Origin of the sequence: Pseudomonas sp. TWR3-1-1, from assembly GCF_049896545.1 — a bacterium.
Taxonomy (GTDB): Bacteria; Pseudomonadota; Gammaproteobacteria; order Pseudomonadales; family Pseudomonadaceae; genus Aquipseudomonas; species Aquipseudomonas weihenstephanensis.
On the sequence record NZ_JAFCUO010000009.1, the window covers coordinates 33438 to 49257 of the forward strand.

The window sequence follows — 15820 nt, forward strand, 5'->3', positions numbered from 1 at the left end:
GGGCTGCGAGCCAACGCCATTACTTGGCCAAAAACCGCATGCCTTGTTCCAGCCCGTCCAGGGTCAACGGATACATGCGGTCTTCAATCAAGTCGCGCACGATGCGGGTTGACGCGGTGTAGTTCCACGTATCTTTGGGATACGGATTGATCCAGATGAGTTTTTTGTATTTCTCCATAAAACGCTGCATCCACAGGTAGCCCGGCTCTTCGTTCCAGTGCTCGACACTGCCCCCCGCGTGGGTGATTTCGTACGGGCCCATGGCCGCGTCGCCGATAAAAATCACTTTGTAATCGGCACCGTATTTGTGCAGTACATCCTGTGTGGCAATACGCTCAACCTGACGGCGCTGGTTGTTTTTCCACACTGATTCATAAATGAAGTTATGGAAGTAGTAATACTCCAGATGTTTGAACTCGGTCTTGCAGGCCGAGAACAACTCCTCGCAAATCTTGACGTGTGAATCCATCGAGCCGCCAATGTCGAACAACAGCAGCAACTTGATGGTGTTACGCCGCTCAGGGCGCATCTGGATATTGAGCAGTCCCGCATCACGTGCGGTGTGGTCGATGGTGCCGTCGATGTCCAGCTCTTCGGCCGCGCCCTGACGTGCGAACTTACGCAAGCGCCGTAGCGCAACCTTGATATTGCGTGTACCCAATTCGACCTGGTCGTCGAGGTTTTTGTACTCGCGCTGCTCCCAGACCTTGGCCGCTTTGCCCTGACGCGCTCCGGCATCGCCCACACGGATGCCTTCGGGGTGGTAGCCGCCCGAACCAAACGGGCTGGTGCCGCCGGTGCCGATCCATTTATTGCCACCGGCATGGCGTTCCTTTTGCTCTTCCAGACGCTGTTTGAACGCTTCGATCAGTTTGTCCAGGCCACCCAGTGACTGGATCTGCGCGCGCTCTTCGTCACTGAGCGAGCGTTCGAATTCTTTGCGCAGCCACTCGTCCGGGATCAGTGCCTCAAGGTGTTCGTTGAGGTTTTGCAGCCCGTTGAAATAAGCCCCGAACGCACGGTCGAACTTGTCGTAATGACGCTCGTCCTTGACCAGGATCGTGCGCGCCAAAAAGTAAAACTCGTCCATGTCGGCGAAGGTCACACGGTGTTTGAGCGCGTTGATCAAGTCCAGCAGTTCGCGCACCGACACCGGCACTTTGGCCGCGCGCATTTCATTGAACAGATTCAGCAACATGCTTGGCGCCTTCTGCAAAAATCAGCGATTGCCACGACGGCTCATGAACGCCAGGCGCTCAAGCAATTGCACGTCTTGCTCATTTTTAACCAGCGCACCGGCCAATGGCGGGATGGCCTTGGTCGGGTCGCGCTCGCGCAGCACGGCTTCGCCAATGTTGTCGGCCATCAGCAGTTTGAGCCAGTCAACCAGCTCGGAGGTCGACGGTTTCTTCTTCAGCCCCGGCACCTTGCGCACATCGAAGAACACGTCCAGCGCTTCGCTGACCAACTCTTTCTTGATATCAGGAAAGTGCACGTCGACAATTTTTTGCAAGGTGTTACGGTCCGGGAAGCTGATGTAATGGAAGAAGCAACGACGCAGGAAGGCGTCCGGCAGTTCCTTTTCGTTGTTTGAGGTAATGATGATGATCGGGCGCACTTTGGCCTTGATCGTTTCGTCCGTCTCGTAAACGTAGAACTCCATCTTGTCGAGTTCTTGCAGCAAGTCGTTGGGGAACTCGATGTCGGCTTTGTCGATTTCGTCGATCAGCAAAATGACCCGTTCTTCGGCTTCGAAAGCCTCCCACAACTTGCCTTTCTTCAGGTAATTGCGCACATCGTGCACCTTGTCGACACCCAGCTGCGAGTCGCGCAGGCGGCTGACCGCGTCGTACTCGTACAAACCCTGATGGGCCTTGGTGGTGGACTTGATGTGCCAGGTGATCAGCTTGCAGCCAAAAGATTCGGCCAGTTGCTCGGCCAACATGGTTTTGCCAGTGCCGGGTTCGCCCTTGACCAGCAGCGGGCGCTCCAGGGTGATCGCCGCATTGACCGCCAGTTTCAGGTCGTCAGTGGCCACGTAGGCGCGGGTGCCTTCAAACTTCATGTGTCATTCCTCAAACCAGAACCCCGACCTGAGCAGGGCAGGGCAGGGCGGGCGACTAAAAAAGTAGGGACGACTATAGCGCGACACCCGCGCTGCGTGAACGCAGACGCCCCATTCAGTCTCTGAATGGGGCGTCACGCCATGACTGGACGCATACGAACACGGAGCCTACCCTTGGGGCCTTTCCCAAAATGTGTTTAAGGACCCGTCATGAGCCGCATTTTTGCAGATAACGCGCAGTCCATCGGTAACACGCCTCTGGTGCAGATCAACAGCATTGCACCGCGCGGCGTGACCATTCTGGCCAAGATCGAGGGGCGTAACCCGGGGTATTCGGTCAAATGCCGGATCGGCGCCAACATGATCTGGGACGCCGAAAGCCGTGGTGTGCTCAAGCCGGGCATGACCATCATCGAGCCAACGTCGGGCAATACCGGCATTGGCCTGGCCTTTGTCGCGGCTGCACGCGGCTATAAGCTGACGCTGACCATGCCCTCGTCCATGAGCCTGGAACGGCGCAAAGTGCTCAAGGCACTCGGCGCGCAGCTGGTGCTCACCGAACCTGCCAAGGGCATGAAAGGCGCCATCGACAAAGCGGCCGACATTCAGGCCAGCGATCCTGAGCGCTATTTTATGCCGCAACAGTTTGAAAACCCGGCCAACCCCGCCATCCACGAGAAAACCACCGGTCCGGAAATCTGGAATGACACCGATGGCCGCGTCGATGTGCTGGTCTCAGGTGTGGGCACGGGCGGCACCATTACTGGCATTTCGCGCTATATCAAGCACACATTGGGCCAGCCACTGCTGTCGGTGGCGGTCGAACCCATGACCTCGCCGGTGATCACGCAAGCCTTGGCGGGTGAAGAGATCAAGCCCTCACCGCACAAAATCCAGGGCATTGGCGCCGGTTTTGTGCCCAAAAACCTCGACTTGTCCATCGTCGATAAAGTCGAACTGGTCAGCGATGACGAATCCAAAGCAATGGCCCTGCGCTTGATGCACGAAGAAGGCATTCTGTGCGGGATCTCGTGCGGCGCGGCGATGGCGGCGGCGGTGCGTCTGGCCGAAACCCCGGAGATGCAAGGTAAAACCATCGTCGTGATCCTGCCGGACTCGGGCGAGCGCTACCTGTCGAGCTTTCTGTTCAGCGACGTGTTCAGCGAGCAGGAACTGGAGCAGTAAACCCGGCGTTATCTCGTCGTCGCTGTCGAAGGCTGCGAAGGGACTGTGAAGCAATCCAATGCACGGCTTGCTTGGCAGCCCTTCGCAGCGACCGAGGATTTTGCCTGACCCACATCAAGCGGTTTCAACCCGGCTTATGCTAATTAATACGTTGTTACGTAATCCTTAATGCTGAATGTTGGATCACGCGGGTTTTGTCCGGCGCCGGTAGTGTTTATCATGCGCGGCTGCCACATCGGGCCATCGGTGCCGCACGGTTTTTTCGAGGAGTTGTTGCATGACCTTATCCTTCGCCATCAAGGCAGGGCTGATACTGCTGTTTGTCGCCAGCATCCTTTACGTGCATTTGCGCGGCAAAGCGCGCTTGCCGGTGCTGCGTCAGTTCGTCAACCACTCCGCATTCTTTGCGCCGTACAACGCGCTGATGTACCTGTTTTCGGGCGTGCCGTCCAAGCCTTACCTGGACCGCAGCAAGTTCCCTGAGCTGGATGTGCTCAAAGACAACTGGCAAGCCATCCGTGAAGAGGCCATGCACCTGTTCGACGAGGGTTATATTCGCGCCGCCGAGAAGAACAACGATGCCGGCTTCGGTTCCTTCTTCAAAAAAGGCTGGAAGCGTTTTTACCTCAAGTGGTACGACAAACCGCTGCCATCGGCCGAATTGCTGTGCCCTAAAACGGTAGAGCTGGTCAACAGCATCCCCAACGTCAAAGGGGCGATGTTTGCCCTGTTGCCGGGTGGCAGCCACCTCAACCCGCACCGCGACCCGTTTGCCGGTTCCTTGCGGTACCACTTGGGGCTGTCGACACCGAACTCCGATGCCTGCCGCATTTTTGTCGACGGTGAAGAGTACGCCTGGCGCGATGGTGAAGACGTGATGTTTGACGAAACCTATGTGCATTGGGTGAAGAACGAAACCGACGTCACCCGCGTGATCCTGTTCTGTGACGTTGAGCGCCCGCTGACCAGCCGCCTCATGACCTCGATCAACCGCTGGGTCAGCGCGCAATTGGGTAAAGCCACAGCGCCACAAAACCTGGACGACGAACGCGTTGGCGGTATCAACAAAGCCTATGCGTGGAGCAAAACCTTCAGCGACCGCTTCAGTGGCGTGGTCAAGCAGTGGAAGCGCCGCAATCCCAAGCTGTACCGCATCATGCGCCCGGTACTGGCGGTGATTGTGCTGCTGTTGTTGTGGCGTTGGTTGTTCGGCTAAGTCGTTGCAATTTGTATCGGGCGCTGGTTATAGTCGGCGCTCGATATCCCTCTTGAAAAAGATCAGCCCATGCCGGTTTTCCTTTCCCACCGCGTTGTCGACTCAGCAGTGACTGCTGGGGCAGTGCCGTGCGCGAGCAAACAGCCTGAGCAGATCAGTCACTATCCTCCTCCTGTCAGCCGCACTGTGGTGTACGTCGTCGTATCGCCACCGGGTGTGGTGGTGGGCTGAACCGAGCGTTCAGCTGGCCGTACCCGTCTGAAAAACCCATGAACTTCAGCTTTGGCTGAGTTGGCTTTTTTGCCTGATGACAGGTGTGACTTATGTTTTCGATCTCTAAAGAATCTGCCTTTGCAGCGGCCTCCACGAGCCTGTTTGTGTTGCTGTGGAGCAGCGGCGCGATCTTCTCTAAATGGGGCTTGGCCCACGCGTCGCCGTTTGCCTTTCTGCTGATTCGTTTTGCCATCGCGCTACTGGCACTGGGGCTGTTGATCCCATTACTGAAATTCAAACAGCCTCGTAGTGCGCAGGCCGTGCGGTATGCCTTGGCCACGGGCGCGGTGCTGCTCGGCGCCTATCAGATTTTTTACCTGTTGGCGCTGGACCTTAATGTCACCCCGGGGGTGATGGCCACGGTGATGGGCGTGCAACCGATACTGACCGCCGTGATCATGGAGCGGCGTCACTCCTGGAGCCGTCTGCTGGGGCTGTTTATGGGCTTGGCGGGGTTGGTGCTGGTGGTGTATCAGGGCCTGGGGCTGGCGGGTATGTCGTGGCAAGGCATGCTCTTTGCCGTGCTGGCATTGCTGAGCATGACCGTGGGCACGCTGATGCAAAAACGCATCACAGACAACCCGCTGGGCACTTTGCCCTTGCAATATGCCGCCGGGTTGCTGGTGTGCGCCGTGTTTGTGCCGTTTCAACCGTTTCATTTCGAACACAGCGCAGGCTTTGTCGTACCGGTGTTATGGATGGGGTTGGTGGTCTCCGTGCTGGCGACCTTGCTGCTGTACCGGATGATTGCCCGGGGCAATCTGGTCAATGTCACCAGCCTGTTTTACCTGGTGCCTGCGGTGACAGCAGTCATGGATTACATGATTTTCGGCAATAAGCTGGCAGCGTTGAGCCTGCTGGGCATGGCCATGATCATCATCGGTTTGATGTTCGTGTTCCGTAAAACCCGCCCATAAGTGCCAAGGCGCGAGCGTGCTCGCGCCTTACATCAGGCTTTGGCGATGGCCCCTGGCTTGAGCACCAGCCATAACGCCAGGGCAATCAGGACGCCGCCATAAATGTGTGCCATCGACAGCGGCTCATCCAGAAACAATGCGCCCCATAACACGCCAAACGGCGGGATCATAAAGGTCACGGTCATGGATTTGACCGGGCCAATGCTGGTCAGTAAACGGAAGTACAGAATGTAGGCAAAAGCTGTGCACAACAGGCCAAGCCCCAGCAGCGAGAGCCACACACTGATACCGCCCCAACTGGCGGGTGGTTGGTTGATCAGGCTGATGCCAAACAGCGGTAGCAGGAACAGCGTAGCGCCGAGCATGCTGCCCAGCGCAGAAAGACGCGGATCAAGCCCGCCTTGCTGATCCAGCCAGCGACGCGCCAAAAAGCCTGCGAAGCCGTAGCACGTGGTGGCCAGCAAGCAGGCGAGGGCACCCATCAGCAAATCCATATCAAACGCCACCGGCCCGGCACGGGTCAGCACCCCGACCCCGAGCAAGCCCAGAAACACCCCGGCCATTTTGGTCAGGGTGAGTTTTTCACTAAAAAACAGCCCGCCAATCAACACACCCATCAGCGGTGTGGTGGCATTGAAGATGGCCGAATAACCCGCCGGCAATACCTGGGCGGCCACTGAGTAGAGCGTGGCCGGTATCCCGGAGTTAATCACCCCCAGGATCAATACCACCTTGAACTTGCCGCCGAAGTTCCAGCTGACGCGCATCAACGCCAGTATCACCAGCAGCCCCGTCGCAGCGATGGAGACACGAAAGAACGCCGTAGGGATGGAGCCGAGGACCGGCGCGATGATCCGCATAAACAAAAAGCTGGCGCCCCAAATGCCTGCCAGCGACAGCATGCGTACGATATCGACAAGTCTCACGGTTGTTTCCTTACAAGGTTTGAGCGGGGCAGTGTAGGGGATGCAGCGCGCAAGGCAATGGTTGCGTCTGGTTACAATTGGCCACTAAGCTCAGGCGCATAACAACATAATCAACGCTGTGCGTACCGAGGTTCACCCATGCCCCAGTCCTGGCCTGCCGCTGCCATTGCAAACATGATTCTGGAAGGCTTTGACGACTACCGGGAACACTTCCTTCAGATCACCGACGGTGCTCGTGCCCGTTTTGAAGGCGCGTTATGGCAAGACGCGCAGGCAGCTTCAGCGGCGCGCATCAACCTCTACGAACAGAAGGTCAGTGAAGTCAGCCAGCGGTTGCAGTCGACGTATGCCGGGCAAGGCTTGTTTGAGGCCCGCCATTGGCCGCTCGTTAAAGGCGCTTACATCCGCCTGATTGACCTGCGTTTTGACGATGAGTTGGCCGAGACCTGGTACAACTCGACCTTTTGCAGCCTGTTCAGTCATGACCTGATCAGCGACGACTGCATGTTCATTCACACCACGCGCCCGGCCTTGCGCCAGGCGCGGGCCGCGCAAACCCGCCTCTATCGCCCGGCGGGGCAATTAAGCAACACCCTGGCGCAGATCTTTACCGACTACGCCTTCAGTGAGGCCTACGCCGACTTGCCGGGTGACTTGCGACGACTGGAAGCCGAACTGCGCGACAGCCTGCCCGACTGGGTGTGCAAAGACCCGAGCCTGGCCATCGAATTGTTTGGTTCGGTGCTGTACCGCAACAAGGGTGCGTACCTGGTGGGGCGGCTGTACACCCAAGATGAGCAGTGGCCGCTGGTGATCCCGTTTTTGCACCGCGAAGGCCAGGGCATTCAGATCGATGCCTTGATCACCGACGAGGCACAGGTGTCGATCATTTTCTCGTTTACCCGCTCCTACTTCATGGTCGATGTGCCGGTGCCTGCGGAGTTTATCGGCTTTCTCAAACGCATCTTGCCCGGTAAGCACATTGCCGAACTTTACACCTCGATCGGTTTTTACAAACACGGCAAATCCGAGTTCTACCGTGCCCTGATCAATCACCTGGCCAGCACCGATGACCGCTTTGTCATGGCCCCCGGTGTGCGCGGCATGGTCATGACCGTATTCACCCTGCCGGGCTTCAATACGGTATTCAAACTGATCAAAGACCGCTTTTCGCCGTCGAAAAATGTCAGTCGGGCCACGGTGATTGAGAAATACCGGCTGGTGAAAAGTGTCGACCGGGTCGGGCGTATGGCCGATACCCAGGAGTTCGCCGATTTTCGCTTTCCGCTGAGCAAGTTCGAACCTGAGTGCCTGGCCGAACTGCTGGCGGTTGCGCCTTCAACCGTGGTGCTCGACGGCGACAGCGTACTGATTCGTCACTGCTGGACCGAGCGGCGCATGACCCCGCTCAACCTCTACCTGGAAAACGCCAGTGCGGCGCAAACGCGTGAAGCCCTTGATGACTATGGGCTGGCGATCAAGCAACTGGCCGCTGCCAATATTTTCCCCGGCGACATGCTGTTGAAAAACTTCGGCGTCACCCGCCACGGCCGCGTGGTGTTCTACGACTACGACGAAATCTGTTTTTTGACCGAAGCCAACTTTCGCCACATCCCGCAGCCGCGCACCCCGGAAGACGAGATGGCCAGCGAGCCGTGGTACTCGATTGGCCCGCTGGACGTGTTCCCGGAAGAATTCCCGCCCTTCCTGTTTGCCGACGCCGCTCAGCGCCGCCTGTTCGATGAGCTGCACGGTGAAATCTACGACGCCGATTACTGGAAAAGCCTGCAAGCGGCTATTGCCGAGGGCAAGGTGATTGATGTGTTTCCTTATCGGCGCCGCCTGTAGCGTGCGGTGCCTGGTCCGGGCTGAAACACACGTGAACGACCTGCGCAGCAGGTCGTTTGGCACTCAACGAGTGACTCATAAGTTAGGCGCGTATATAGCAGCCACATTTTTATAATTAAGCGTCATTTGTTTAGCGCGTTATTGTATTAAAAGCTGTCATTTCTAACAGTCGTCGATCCGCCGTAGTTGAACAATGATAGTGCTCGGTGCAGTGCTGGCGCTGCGTGCCCTGCACATTATTCAATGCCCAAGTTGCAAGTGTTTGGAACTCGCGCAGTGATCGCGCTGCGCGGGCTGAAAGGTCGACCAGACAATGGCTCCTTTGGCTGCGCGGATTAAAGGATCATGACGATGAACCCGGCTACCGTTTTGTCACACTTCAAGCATCACGTATTGATCAACCCGCTGAATTGGGCGGTGGTCAGCCCCGATGAGCGCATCACTTATGCGCAACTGGACGAAAGGAGTTCTCGCGTTTCAGCGTATTTACAAGCGCGAGGTGTTGGCCGTGGCGAAGTGGTCTTAGTACAAGCGGAGCGCTCGATTGAGTTCATTGTTGCCGTGTTGGCTATCGTAAAGCTGGGGGCTGCCTTTGTTCCTCTGGACCGACGGTTGCCGCAAAAACGCAAAGAATATATTGCCCGGCAATGTTCGGCTTCCTGGGTTATTTCAACGAACGTTAATGATCAGGCGCCGCTGTTGTCCTGCACGGTTAAAACGATTGAAGCGCTTGTGGGGTTACCGGTTGAACGACCGTTTCAACCGGTTGAGGTCCGGCCAGACGACGTCATCTACGTAATATTCACGTCAGGTACGACCGGCAATCCGAAAGGGGTGGTGATCGAACATCAGTCTGTGGCGGCGCTAATAGCGCACCATAACCACACACTGCAAGTGAGCGGCGACAGTCATTGTACGTTGATGGCTTCCGTCGGTTTTGATGTGTGCCAATCAGAAATCTGGTCAGCATTAACGGCGGGGGGATGCCTGCATATATTGAATAAAGAGGCTTTGTTAAGCAGTGATGCGTTTCTCGAATTTTGTGTGGTGAACCGTATTACTCATGCGTTCGTTCCTACGCTCAAAGTGTATGACCTGTTAACGTCTGTGCAGCCGCAAGGGCTGAAACTCAAGTACCTCTATACCGCCGGGGAAAAGCTCCACCCGGTGGAAGTAAAGCACTTGCCTTACACCGTGATTGACTATTACGGTCCCACCGAGGCGACTATTTTTGTGACATCGAAAGTTGTCGAGAGCAAACGTCTGAATCGACCTGACTCCATTGGGTTTCCCATACCGGACTGCACGATTTATATCGTGGACGACAACATGATTGAAGTGCCTGCCGGTGAAACAGGAGAGCTGTGTATTGCCGGTAAGTGCCTGGCCAGAGGCTACCTGGGAGAGCCTGAATTGACCGCACAGCGTTTTCTTTATTCCGATGCCTTGGGGTGTCGGGTATACCGCAGTGGCGATCAGGGGCGACGTCTTGAGGACGGCAGTATTCAGTTTCAGGGGCGTCTGGATGGCCAGGTGAAGATTCGGGGGTACAGAGTTGAACTCGGAGAAATCGAGGCGCGGCTGCTAAAAGAGCCTGAAGTCAACGCTGTGGCGGTGGTGTTAGATGACGCGGGTTTACAGGCCAGCAAACGCTTGGTCGCTTTCATCGTACAGCGCAATAAACAGGCTCATCCCGAACGGGTGATCGCAACGGTGCGACGCAGCCTGGCGTCCGATCTCCCGGACTATATGTTGCCTGAGCAATACCATTGCCTTGAGGCACTCCCCGCCAATACCAATGGCAAAACCGATAAACCTGCGTTGCTGGAATGGTTGAAGCAGTGCACGCCCATACCCTTGAATAAAGAACGATTTGCCAACGATGTCGAAAGGGCAGTGGCTTCCCTCTGGTTTGACTTGCTCAAGCATGGTGATTTTGGGCGGGAGAATAGTTTTTTTGAAGTGGGCGGCCATTCGCTGCGTGCCGCTGAACTCGCCAGGCGCTTGTCGACGCACTTCAACATCAACGTGCGGGTCAGCGATATTTATGATCATTTGATTTTTAAGGATTTAGTCGCGCAGTTACTGCACCGCACCCGTGTTTCTGGGGACGCTACGCACATCCGTAAAAACAGTGAATTTGAACATGACGTCAGACTCAGTGCTGATACGCAGATCGACCCCGTGTTTGATCTGCGCCAAATCACCGAGCCCAAACATATTTTGCTGACGGGCGTGACAGGCTTCGTCGGCATTCATTTGTTGGGGCAGTTGCTGGCCACCACGTCGGCTGAGATTCACTGCCCTGTGCGGTGTGCGAATACCGACATTGCATTGACGCGGTTACAACAAGTCAGCGAGCGCTATCAGGTTTCATTAAGTGAGCGTGAGTGGGGGCGTATTCACGTCTATGCGGCTGATTTATCAGACGCCGCAATGGGAATAAATGAACCCGAGTACCTCAACCTCGCTGAAAAGATTGATGTCGTGTACCACTCGGCCAGTGCGGTCAACTTCATCATGCCGTACGCCTTCATGCGCAAGGACAACGTTGAAGGCATGAGGCAAATCATCCGCTTTTGTGCGGCTAAAAAGACCAAGCCTTTAATGCTGATGTCGACCATTTCGGTCTATAGCTGGGGCCATCGGTTCACCCAAAAAACACGCGTCTACGAGAACGACAGTATTGACGAGAACCTGGAGTCCATTCGCCACGATCTGGGGTATGTACAAAGTAAATGGGTCATGGAAAAACTCGCTGATCTGGCGGCCTCGGCGGGCCTACCCGTCATGACTTTTCGTCTGGGCTACGCGACATTTCATAGCCGTACAGGCGTGTGCGCGGACTATCAATGGTGGGGGCGTTTTATTCAGACATGCCTGAAGTACAACGCGGTTCCAGACTTGCAAAACCTTCTGGAAGGGTTGACCACTGTTGATTACATGGTTGAAGCAGTGGCCTGTATTTCGCGTAATCCGGATGCACTCGGGCACAAGTTCAACCTCATTCAAAGTGAATCAACCAACCTCGACCTTCAGGCGTTCTGCCAGCGCGTCGAGACTTACTATGATCGCCACTTCCAGTTGTTGCCTTATCAGCAATGGGTGGAACTTTGGAGTCACGACACGCAAGCGTTTCTTTATCCGCTACGCGGGATGTTTACCGACGATATGTACAAGGGGGAAGCCATTATTGAGCTCTATCAAAATACCTACAGGTGGGATTGCAGTCAGACCAAGTTTTTTTTAAAGGACAGCACGGTGCGTGAATCGGTGTTCTCGCAGCAGGTATTGCATCGCTACCTCAAACACTTGATGGGCTGAGGCATATGGCGCGAGGGAGCGGGTACACGCCCAAGGGCTGTTGTTTGGCCCTTCAATCGGAACACGGATCAGCCACAGATTCGTGCAATAGCCCCCAAATCTGCGACAATCCGCCCCCTGCCTTTACCAAGACTTTTGCGCACCTGATGACTGACGAATCGCCTGCTATCGACAAGCTGCTGAAAAACCTCGATCACGCCATGATTGCCGACCGCCATAAGCTGCGTCGGCAGTTGCATGAGCTGCGCAAAAAACCGGACGACGCCAAGTTGGCGGCCTGGGTGGCGCGGGTTGAGGCGTCGTGCGCGCAGGTGACGGCGCGGGCCGCCAGTGTGCCGTTGATTCGCTATGACGAAAACTTGCCCATTGCCGCCAAGCGCGATGAGATCAAGGCCGCGTTGCTCAAGCATCAGGTGCTGATTCTGGCGGGTGAGACCGGTTCAGGTAAAACCACTCAGTTGCCGAAAATCTGCCTCGAAATCGGTCGTGGTCAGCATGGCCTGATTGGTCACACACAGCCGCGGCGCATTGCAGCGCGCAGCGTGGCCAGCCGCGTAGCAGAAGAGTTGGGTACACCGCTGGGCGCTCTGGTCGGCTATCAAGTGCGGTTCGAGGATCAAAGCGATTCCAATACCTTGGTCAAGCTGATGACCGACGGTATTTTGCTGGCCGAAACCCAGCACGACCGTTACCTGGAACGCTACGACACGATCATCGTCGACGAAGCACACGAACGCAGTCTGAACATCGACTTTTTGCTGGGTTATCTGAAAATCCTGCTGCCGCGTCGCCCCGACCTGAAAGTCATCATCACCTCGGCCACTATCGACCTTGAGCGCTTCTCCAAGCATTTCAACGATGCGCCGATTGTCGAGGTCTCGGGCCGTACGTACCCGGTAGAAACCTGGTACCGCCCGCTGACCAGCGAGCAGGACGAGGAGGGCAACAGTGTCGAAGAAGACTTGAGCGTCGATCAGGCGATCATTGCCACGCTGGATGAGATTGCCGCGCACGAACGCCATGAGCGCAAAAGCCCCGGTGATGTACTGGTGTTTTTGCCCGGAGAGCGTGAGATTCGCGATGCCGCCGACATGCTGCGCAAGGCACAACTCAAGCACACCGAAATCCTGCCTCTATATGCGCGACTGTCCCCGGCCGAGCAGCAGCGAATTTTTCAGTCGCACCCTGGACGGCGCGTGGTGCTGGCGACCAACGTTGCGGAAACCTCGCTCACGGTGCCGGGTATTCGCTATGTGATCGACAGCGGCACGGCGCGCATCAGTCGTTACAGCTATCGCGCCAAAGTGCAGCGCCTGCCGATTGAAGCCATTTCACAGGCCAGCGCCAATCAGCGTAAAGGTCGTTGCGGCCGGGTTGAGCCGGGTATTTGCGTGCGCTTGTACGCCGAAGAAGACTTCAACGCACGGCCCGAATTTACCGACCCCGAAATTCTGCGCACCAACCTGGCGGCCGTGATCCTGCAAATGCTGCATTTGCGTCTGGGCGAGATCACCGCGTTCCCGTTCATCGAGCCACCGGACGGCAAGGCCATCACCGATGGTTTCAATCTGTTGCAAGAGCTGTCGGCAGTTAACCGCGAGAACCAGCTGACCCCGTTGGGCCGACAACTGGCGCGTTTGCCGGTCGACCCGCGCATGGGCCGCATGTTGCTCGAAGCGGCCAAGCTGGGCAGCTTGCAGGAAGTGTTGATCGTGGCCAGTGCAATGTCGGTGCAAGACCCGCGTGAACGTCCACCCGAGCGCCAGCAAGCGGCCGATCAGGCCCATGCGCAATGGAAAGACGTGGACTCGGACTTCGCTGCGCTGATCAACGTATGGCGCGGTTTTGAAGAGCAGCGTCAGGCGCTGACCGCCAGCCCGCTGCGCAACTGGTGCCGCAAGAACTTCCTGAACTACCTGCGCCTGCGCGAGTGGCGTGATTCCCATCGTCAGCTGAGCCTGATCTGCCGCGACCTGCAACTGACGGTCAATAAAGAACTGGCGGACTATCCCAAGCTGCACAAGGCGGTGTTGTCCGGCTTGCTCAGCCAGATCGGGCAAAAGACCGAAGACGGTGATTATCTGGGCGCGCGCCAGCGCAGGTTCTGGATTCACCCCTCATCCGGGCTGGGCAAAAAGCGCCCGCAATGGCTGATGACCGCCGAGCTGGTAGAAACCACCAAACTCTATGCGCGCATGGTGGCCAAGATCGAGCCGGACTGGATCGAGCCGCTGGCGGGGCATCTGGTGAAAAAGAACTTCTTCGAGCCGCATTGGGAGAAAAAGCGCGGGCAAGTGGTGGCTTACGAGCAAATCACCTTGTTCGGGCTGATTGTGGTCGGGCGCCGGGCCGTGCATTACGGGCCGATCGACCCGGTGTTGTCGCGCGAACTGTTCATCCGCGAAGGGTTGGTGCGCGGTGAGATTCTGTCGCGGGCCAAGTGCCTGACCGCCAACGCTCAACTGCTGGAGCAACTCGACGAACTGGAGGCCAAGGCCCGTCGTCGGGACATCCTGGCAGACGAAGAAACCCTGTATGCGTTTTACGACGCGCGCCTGCCGGCCGAGATTCATCAGACCGCCACGTTTGACAGCTGGTACCGGGTCAACAGCCAGAAAGACCCGCAACTGCTGATCATGCGCGAAGAAGACGTGCTGGCCCGCGAAGCCACCGAAATCACTGCCCGGCATTACCCTGACACCCTGCATTTGGGGGATTTGACCCTGGCGTTGAGCTACCACTTTGAACCCAATCACCCGCGCGATGGCGTGACCGTCAAAGTGCCCGCGCCGTTGCTTCCGGTGTTACCGCCAGAGCGTCTGGAATGGCTGGTACCCGGCATGATCGAGGCCAAGTGCATAGCCTTGGTGCGCAGTTTGCCCAAAGCGTTGCGCAAAAACTTTGTCCCGGTGCCGGACTTCGTCAAAGCAGCTCTGGAGCGGATGGCGTTTGCGCAGGGTTCGTTGCCGCACACCTTGGGCCGCGAATTATTGCGCATGACCGGTGCGCGGGTCAGTGACGAGGCGTGGGCAGAGGCCGCGCAGCAAGTCGAAAACCACCTGAAGATGAACATCGAAGTGGTGGACGCTGATGGCAAATTCCTCGGTGAAGGCCGCGATCTGGCTGAACTGACGGCACGCTTTGCGCAGGCCAGTCAGGCGGCGCTGGCGGTGCCGCAAACGGCCAAAAACCAGCAGCCGGTTGAAGCCAAAGTGTTTGCCCCGGTGGCCGAGAAAACCCAACAAAAAATCGCCGGGCTCTCGATGACGGTGTACCCGGCGTTGGTGGAAGAGGGCAACACGGTCAAGGAGGGGCGTTTTTCGACGCCGGCTGAGGCCGAATATCAGCACCGCCGCGCTTTACAGCGTTTGCTGATGCAGCAACTGGCCGAGCCGGCCAAGTTCCTGCGCGGCAAGTTGCCGGGCCTGACCGAGTTGGGGTTGCTGTACCGCGAGCTGGGCCGGGTCGATAGCCTGGTAGAAGACATTCTGCTGGCCAGTCTCGACAGCTGCATCCTTGAAGGCGAGACGGTGTTGCCGCGCGATGGCGCCGGGCTGGCTTCGTTGGCCGAGCGCAAACGCGCAGGCTGGACTGAGCACGCCGAGAAACTGGCCAAACTGACGCTGGACATTCTCAAGCTGTGGCACGGCCTGCAAAAGCGCTTCAAGGGCAAGATTGATCTGGCGCAAGCAGTGGCCTTGAATGATATCAAGCAGCAACTGAGCCACTTGGTGTACCCAGGCTTTGTGCGCGAGACGCCGGCGGTGTGGCTCAAGGAGTTGCCGCGGTATTTGAAGGCCATTGAGTTACGACTGGAAAAACTGCCGGGTCAGGTGCAGAAAGACCGGGTGTGGAGCGCTGAATTGAGCGGGTTATGGGCGCAGTATCAGGCGCGCGCCTCCAAGCATGCCCAGGAAGGCAAGCGCGACCCGCAACTGGAGCTGTATCGCTGGTGGCTGGAGGAGTACCGCGTGTCGTTGTTCGGTCAGCAGTTGGGCGCCAAAGTGCCGATTTCTGACAAGCGCTTGAGCAAGCAATGGAGTGGAGTGGAGGCCTGACCCTCAGC

The 15820-nt window shown here is 57.1% G+C and carries 9 protein-coding genes; 6 read left to right on the forward strand and 3 right to left on the reverse strand.

Going from position 1 to position 15820, the window contains the following annotated elements; translation table 11 throughout:
• Nucleotides 1–19: 19 nt before the first annotated feature.
• Nucleotides 20–1198, reverse strand: coding sequence for a vWA domain-containing protein (locus ACP7A4_RS18215; protein ID WP_059762022.1), 1179 nt, complete (start codon nt 1196–1198; stop codon nt 20–22).
• A gap of 21 nt (nt 1199–1219) precedes the next feature.
• Nucleotides 1220–2065, reverse strand: coding sequence for an AAA family ATPase (locus tag ACP7A4_RS18220; protein WP_047276083.1), 846 nt, complete (start codon nt 2063–2065; stop codon nt 1220–1222).
• Nucleotides 2066–2275: 210 nt separating this feature from the next.
• Between ACP7A4_RS18220 and cysK the strand changes: the two genes are divergently transcribed.
• From cysK to ACP7A4_RS18235, 3 genes are all read left to right on the forward strand, one after another.
• On the forward strand, nt 2276–3250 hold the full coding sequence (gene cysK / locus ACP7A4_RS18225) for a cysteine synthase A (protein ID WP_059762023.1): 975 nt from the start codon (nt 2276–2278) through the stop codon (nt 3248–3250).
• Between the two features lie 277 nt (nt 3251–3527).
• Nucleotides 3528–4466: an aspartyl/asparaginyl beta-hydroxylase domain-containing protein gene (locus tag ACP7A4_RS18230; RefSeq protein ID WP_203307780.1), complete on the forward strand. Its 939-nt coding sequence runs from the start codon at nt 3528–3530 to the stop codon at nt 4464–4466.
• A gap of 323 nt (nt 4467–4789) precedes the next feature.
• Nucleotides 4790–5656 carry a DMT family transporter gene (locus ACP7A4_RS18235; RefSeq protein ID WP_203303888.1) on the forward strand — a complete coding sequence of 289 codons (867 nt, stop codon included), beginning with the start codon at nt 4790–4792 and terminating at the stop codon, nt 5654–5656.
• A 32-nt stretch (nt 5657–5688) separates the two neighbouring features.
• Here ACP7A4_RS18235 and ACP7A4_RS18240 read toward each other — a convergent pair whose 3' ends face one another.
• Nucleotides 5689–6582 (reverse strand): DMT family transporter, encoded by an 894-nt coding sequence (locus tag ACP7A4_RS18240; RefSeq protein WP_059762026.1) that lies wholly within the window; start codon nt 6580–6582, stop codon nt 5689–5691.
• A 138-nt stretch (nt 6583–6720) separates the two neighbouring features.
• Here ACP7A4_RS18240 and aceK point away from each other — a divergent pair, with 138 nt between their 5' ends.
• From aceK to hrpA, 3 genes are all read left to right on the forward strand, one after another.
• Complete coding sequence (gene aceK, locus ACP7A4_RS18245) at nt 6721–8430, forward strand: bifunctional isocitrate dehydrogenase kinase/phosphatase (RefSeq protein ID WP_203303887.1); 1710 nt, start codon at nt 6721–6723, stop codon at nt 8428–8430.
• Nucleotides 8431–8781: 351 nt separating this feature from the next.
• The gene (locus ACP7A4_RS18250; RefSeq protein WP_426247910.1) at nt 8782–11754 is read left to right on the forward strand and encodes an amino acid adenylation domain-containing protein; all 2973 of its coding nucleotides are present in this window, start codon (nt 8782–8784) and stop codon (nt 11752–11754) included.
• 146 nt (nt 11755–11900) lie between these two features.
• On the forward strand, nt 11901–15812 hold the full coding sequence (gene hrpA / locus ACP7A4_RS18255) for an ATP-dependent RNA helicase HrpA (protein ID WP_426247911.1): 3912 nt from the start codon (nt 11901–11903) through the stop codon (nt 15810–15812).
• Nucleotides 15813–15820: the final 8 nt, after the last annotated feature.

Excerpts from the sequence above, each read along its gene's own strand:
- ACP7A4_RS18230 (WP_203307780.1), top strand. The coding sequence starts at position 3,528 with ATGACCTTATCCTTCGCCATCAAGGCAGGGCTGATACTGCTGTTTGTC.
- ACP7A4_RS18215 (WP_059762022.1), bottom strand. The coding sequence starts at position 1,198 with ATGTTGCTGAATCTGTTCAATGAAATGCGCGCGGCCAAAGTGCCGGTG.
- hrpA (WP_426247911.1), top strand. The coding sequence starts at position 11,901 with ATGACTGACGAATCGCCTGCTATCGACAAGCTGCTGAAAAACCTCGAT.
- ACP7A4_RS18235 (WP_203303888.1), top strand. The coding sequence starts at position 4,790 with ATGTTTTCGATCTCTAAAGAATCTGCCTTTGCAGCGGCCTCCACGAGC.
- cysK (WP_059762023.1), top strand. The coding sequence starts at position 2,276 with ATGAGCCGCATTTTTGCAGATAACGCGCAGTCCATCGGTAACACGCCT.
- aceK (WP_203303887.1), top strand. The coding sequence starts at position 6,721 with ATGCCCCAGTCCTGGCCTGCCGCTGCCATTGCAAACATGATTCTGGAA.
- ACP7A4_RS18250 (WP_426247910.1), top strand. The coding sequence starts at position 8,782 with ATGAACCCGGCTACCGTTTTGTCACACTTCAAGCATCACGTATTGATC.
- ACP7A4_RS18220 (WP_047276083.1), bottom strand. The coding sequence starts at position 2,065 with ATGAAGTTTGAAGGCACCCGCGCCTACGTGGCCACTGACGACCTGAAA.